At 43.1% G+C, this 4544-nt stretch carries 5 protein-coding genes; all 5 read right to left on the minus strand.

Annotation, left to right across the window (positions count from 1 at the left end; translation table 11 throughout):
* Positions 1-570: phospholipid carrier-dependent glycosyltransferase (locus KKI13_02320; protein MBU4487887.1), on the minus strand; the 570-nt coding region annotated here is incomplete at its 3' end.
* 16 nt (positions 571-586) lie between these two features.
* Positions 587-868 carry a lipid-A-disaccharide synthase N-terminal domain-containing protein gene (locus KKI13_02325; GenBank protein ID MBU4487888.1) on the minus strand — a complete coding sequence of 94 codons (282 nt, stop codon included), beginning with the start codon at positions 866-868 and terminating at the stop codon, positions 587-589.
* Between the two features lie 12 nt (positions 869-880).
* The gene (locus KKI13_02330) at positions 881-1567 is read right to left on the minus strand and encodes a glycosyltransferase family 2 protein (protein ID MBU4487889.1); all 687 of its coding nucleotides are present in this window, start codon (positions 1565-1567) and stop codon (positions 881-883) included.
* A gap of 2 nt (positions 1568-1569) precedes the next feature.
* On the minus strand, positions 1570-3093 hold the full coding sequence (locus KKI13_02335) for a glycosyltransferase family 39 protein (GenBank protein ID MBU4487890.1): 1524 nt from the start codon (positions 3091-3093) through the stop codon (positions 1570-1572).
* A gap of 15 nt (positions 3094-3108) precedes the next feature.
* Positions 3109-4544, minus strand: a 1436-nt coding sequence (locus KKI13_02340; protein ID MBU4487891.1) for a phospholipid carrier-dependent glycosyltransferase, incomplete at its 5' end; no start/stop codon positions are given.

Genomic DNA, 4544 nt, shown 5'->3' on the forward strand with positions numbered 1-4544 from the left:
CAGCGGGCCTTTTGTAATTACCGCCAAAGCCATAAATACGTAGACATACAAATAGCGGAATCTCCCTTTTAATTCACCCCGCTCCTCGGCCGAGGGGCGGGGTTCACCGATATAGGCGGCGACAAAACTGCAGAGGGCCGTATTTATAAAAAGCGCAAATACCATATCCGGCACCGCAAATCTGGAATACATAAAAAATATTTCGCCGGTCGCGAGAATAAGCGCGGAGAATACCGCCGTTTTTCTGTTAAAGAGATTACGCGCTATAAGAAAAATGATGATAACGTTTAAAAGCCCTGCCACAATCGATGGAAACCTCGCGCCAAAGATTGTGACTCCGAATATCTTATAAGAAAGGATTATAAGCCAGTAAAAAAGGATGGGTTTCTGGAAACGCAGTTTTCCGTGGTAATGCGGTGTGACATAGTCGCCGCTTGCGATCATCTCTTTAGTGCTCTGTAAATAGCGTTTCTCATCGGGGATTGAATGGCCTAAGGTCGCTCTGTTTATCGAATATAACGTTAAAACGGCCAATATGATAAAAGCCGTTATTGTAAAAGTCTTTTTCAAAACGCTTTTTCCTTATCTATATCTTAACTTCTTTGTGTCTGGCAATAAGCACAAGGTTCCTCGCATATACGATTAACCCGGCTCCTTGCCCCAAAGTAAAAACTATGTCCTGGCGGTAAATGGCATATATAAAAAGTATCAGTCCGCCGAACAGGCTGAAGTACCAAAAAGATACGGGTATTATACTTTTTCTGTGCCTTTCCGACTGTATCCACTGTATAATGAACCTGAGGCTGAAACATACCTGCCCCAACAGGCCGAATATAACCCACGGATTTAAAAGATCTTTAAGATTCATATTATTCCCTCTCTATGTCCAGCTTTTACGGTTAAAAATAAGCGTCAGAAAATCGTAAGCTACTTTGAAAGAGCGGCTAAAACCATATTTAGTCCTGCCGTAACGCCTCGGAAGGTGGTTTACTTTGACCTCCGACGGCCTCTTCCCTTTCATCATAAGAAGGTAGGGTATAAACCTGTGCGCGCCCTCCCTTTTAAGCGGCAAAACTTTTATGGAATCTTTTGTATAAACCCTTAACGTGCACGATATATCGTGGAGATGGCTTTTAAAGACGGCCTTCTGGACTAGATTGCCGAACCATGAGGCTATCTTTTTTGAGGCGGGGTCCTTTCTCATATAGCGCCATCCGCATACGAAATCATAGCCGCATTTAAGTTCGGTTGCGAGTTTTGGTATGTCATTTGGGTCATTCTGCATATCGCCGTCCATGGAGACCACTATATCTCCTCTTGCTTTTTCAAAACCTATTTTAAGCGAGGCTGTCTGGCCCATCTTCTTTGCATTATTCAGTACCGCAACATGCCTATCTTTCGCTGCCGTCTTTCCCAGAAGCTGTTTTGTATTATCGGTAGAACCGTCATTTACAAAGATAAGCTCATATTCTCCGTGAAGCGATTCCATCACGCGGGTAAGGGATTCATATAAGGGCCTTATCGATTCTTCTTCATTAAAAAATGGCACTACGACCGAATATATCATCTTTACCTCTTATTAGTCACAACGTATATCTCGTTTTGAAAAATCTCGCGGAAGCGGCGCTTGCTTAAGTTATCTTTGAACTCTTTATCGAATTTTATCCGACGCTTCCATACAAAATACCTGTCCACCACATAGAGCCTTTCTCTCATCTCTTCGGGCAGAAATGTCTCATAATCTACTCTTTTTATGACACAAAAATACCGCCCGGGAGAATTTAAAAATCCTCTGAGTTTCAAGACAGTGTCTTCGGAGGGCAATCCTTCCGGGGTATATGTGCCCTTGACATTCAGAACCGGTTCCTCGAAAAAGACCTGTAACTCTTCCGGGATTATGCCGTGCGAACCTATGGCCACCGTATCTTCTTCTCTCATATTTTCTTTTATAACGAGAGCTGCCCGTTCCATTTTATTGGTAAAAAGCCCGAACGGCGGAGAGATGCTGATGGCTACATAAATAAGAGACAGCGCCAATATTATAATAAGCGGTATTTTGAAGTCTTTTCCGGACTTACAAAAGAGCAGTGCCGTCAATATAGAGACGGCGGGCGCCAATGCCAAAAGGTAATGAGTCCTTCTTTCCGGCACCAGAGTAAAGAATAAAAAGACCACTGCCGCCCAGATTATCAAAAAGAGACGGCCGTCCCTTGCATTCTCATGGACTTGGGCGCTCGGCCTGCCGAAGAAAGCAAGCGGCATAAGCAGGGAATACGGAAAAAATTTCGTAAAAAGCGCCGAAAGATAGAAAAGAAAACCATTAAAATATGCCTTTATAAAACAAGAACCGTACCCCCAGCTAAGGCGCTGGGCTATCTCCCTCGCAAATACCTCGCCCGCGTACGTACCGGGATACATCTTGCACATCATATAAAACCACGGCGTTACAATTAAACCGAATAATATTATCCCGGCGAGGATATCGCCGAATCTGAATAATCTCTCTCTTTTGAATGCCCAAAAGATCCCTACTATAAGAAGCGGCAAAATGGCGCCCACCGGCCCTTTAATCAAAAAGGCAAAAGCAATGGAAGCGAAAAAGGCCATAACATAAGATCTGATCCTACGTTTATAATAACTGATAAAAAAATATATAGCCAGAGTCTCAAAGAATACGAGCGCCATATCTGGTACGGCCAATCTTGCGTATCGATAGCAGAGAGGGGTTGTGGCAAAAAATAGCGCCGAGATTATTGCTGTTTTCCTATTTTGAAATAACTCCTCCGCTATGCGGAATATCAAAATTGCGCATAATGCTCCCAACATGATGGAAACGAGCCTCGCGGCCAGCCAATTTACCCCGAAGATCTTGAAGGCCAAAAAGATAAGCCAATAGAAAAGAATCGGCTTTTGAAACCTCACATCATCCATATACCGGGGTGTGAGGATATCTCCCGTTTCTACCATATAACGGGAGCTTTCAAAATAAAAATTTTCGTCTCCTTTGAACTCCATAGTGGCTTTCCAGGCTCCGAAGGAGAACAGAAAAATACAATACAGAAAAATGGCTATCTTTATGGTGGGATTTTTCATACGGCCTGCTTATTCTTATATCTTTTTGTTTGTTAAAAGAAAAACCTTGTGCCTCAAAACATCTTTCAGGATATCTTTCTTGCCTTTCAGCACTTCCGCTATCGCATCTTTATTGAGCGTTCTTTTTAAGCGCGTCTTCCACATATCGCGTTCATCTATTATGACTAAAGACCGTTTAAGGTCCTCCGGAATAAGCGCCGCGTAATCGTCCTGGGCTATTACCAAATATACCTTGTTGCCGGATGAGAGAAACTTTTTTAATTTTTCCTTGTGCGGCGCTGTCGGGTCGGGCTCTTTCAATTTTATATTGACCTCTTCTATCGGCATATCAAGGTATATGGCGAGCCTCTGCTGGCTGATATCAACAGAGCCGACACCCACCTTATCGCCGGGAACAATGCTCATCTTTATTTCATCCGCAAAAGCGGGAAGTGTCTTATCGTTAAATAATGGGACCGCCCTGCCGGCCAGAAACAAGAGAAAAAGCGCTATCGCAACCGGTATGGCAAAAATCATAGAGATGCTTTTTTTTCTTACCCATGGCACTATTATAACAAGCGGCGCCAGCATCATTACATATTCGTATGCGGAAACCCTAGCCGCATAGATATGGCGCATCGTATAGAGAACGCCAAAAACACCCAGCGTATAAACTAATATAACCGCGACGTACCCGATATTAAAGGCAACCGACTTGAATAAGGTTTTCCTCTCTTCCAGATTTATAAAATATCTGGCGATCATCAGACTGAAAGCCGGCGTAAGCGGAAGAAGATAATAATATTCTTTGGCAGAGATGACGCTGAAGAATACAAATATACCCAGAAAATAGCTCAATATAAGCTTATAAGAGTCTCTCTCCAGCGAATAGGTCTTCTTGCTTTTAAAAGAGTCTACCAAGGCCGCCGGCAAAAAAATACAGTACGGAAGAAACCAGACCAATAGGTTAGGCACATAATAAAAAAGGTTTTTGATATAGGTCAATAAAAGCGGAGTGCCCGGCTCGCTGTTGGGCAGGTAAAACAGGCGCGTGATATTTTCGCGTATCACTATATTATTGATATATTTATCGCCGTGCAGGACATACATCATAATATACCAGGGCAGCCCTATGGCTAGAACTATAAGCATGCCATAAGGTATATTTAGCGCTCTTAGAAGTTTCCATTTTTTGGAACTTATCATAAAAGAAAGCACTACTATAAGCGGCAGTAAAAAACCGACGAGCCCCTTCGCCATGATCGCGAGGCCTAAAACCGCGAAAAATGCGATAAAAAATCCCTTATTCCTTTCCGGATTCTTGGACCCTTTCATAAAAAGATATATTGAATACACGACCAAAAAGGTGAGGGTCATATCGGGAGAGGCGTATCTTGAATACATAAAAAATATAAGTGTCGTCGCAAGTATGCCGGCGGCGGCGAGCCCAGTCTTTCTGTCAAAAAGCCTCC

This window comes from Candidatus Omnitrophota bacterium (genome assembly GCA_018894435.1).
GTDB lineage: Bacteria > Omnitrophota > Gorgyraeia > JAHIPI01 > JAHIPI01 > JAHIPI01.

Excerpts from the sequence above, each read along its gene's own strand:
- KKI13_02330 (MBU4487889.1), bottom strand. The coding sequence starts at position 1,567 with ATGATATATTCGGTCGTAGTGCCATTTTTTAATGAAGAAGAATCGATA.
- KKI13_02325 (MBU4487888.1), bottom strand. The coding sequence starts at position 868 with ATGAATCTTAAAGATCTTTTAAATCCGTGGGTTATATTCGGCCTGTTG.
- KKI13_02335 (MBU4487890.1), bottom strand. The coding sequence starts at position 3,093 with ATGAAAAATCCCACCATAAAGATAGCCATTTTTCTGTATTGTATTTTT.